Genomic DNA, 795 nt, shown 5'->3' on the forward strand with positions numbered 1-795 from the left:
GTGCGCGAGCAGGTCTGACTCCAGCCCGTTCAAACAAATATTCGCCAAGGTTGGCGAGATGATGCCGCCTTGCGGCGTCCCTTCTTCAGTTGGCGATAGGCGACCCTTGTGGATCACCCCGGCTTTCAGCCACTTGCGCAAGATTGTCTTGTTCATCGGAACATGACGCACCAGCCACTCATGGTTGATATGGTCAAAACAGCCTTCGATATCCGCCTCCAACACCCATTCAGCCGAAGCTTTCTTGGACGTACAGACGAATATCTGCCCCATAGCATCTGCCGTCGAGCGATGTTTCCTGAAGCCGTAGCTGTTCGGATCGCTCGTGGTTTCAGCCACAGGCTCTAGGCTCAGCAGGTGAAGTGCCTGCATTGCCCGGTCAAACATAGTTGGAATGCCCAAAGGGCGATCTTTCCCGTTTGACTTGGGGATATAGACCCGCCGAAGCGGTTTGGCTTTATACCCCCGTTGCTGCTTTAACCGACCTATCGCCGCCCATTTCAGGGCAGGTGAATCCCAAAGCTGACGATCGACACCTGCCGTTCGCTTACCTTGGTTTTCAGTAACTCGTCTCACCGCCAATGCTCTGGCAGAAAACGAGTGGTTCAAAGACCTTTGCAAAGCTTTCACCCTGCGCCAGTCCTTCTCCTGCGTAGCCTTCGCTATACGTTGCTGCGTCGTTCGCACGAACCGCTCAACCAGATGCCAATCAATGGCATGCCAGTTTTGCGGCTCGCGTGAGGACGCAGAACCACTGGAGTCAATGGTCTTTCTCATGCTTTCCTCTTCGAGTTT

The 795-nt window shown here is 54.2% G+C and carries 1 protein-coding gene; it reads right to left on the minus strand.

The window, feature by feature from the left end:
• Positions 1-777: reverse transcriptase N-terminal domain-containing protein (locus QEP12_RS16915; RefSeq protein ID WP_284214989.1), on the minus strand; the 777-nt coding region annotated here is incomplete at its 3' end.
• Between the last annotated feature and the right edge of the window lie 18 nt (positions 778-795).

It is taken from the genome of Comamonas jiangduensis (genome assembly GCF_030162955.1).
Lineage (GTDB): Bacteria > Pseudomonadota > Gammaproteobacteria > Burkholderiales > Burkholderiaceae_C > Comamonas > Comamonas jiangduensis.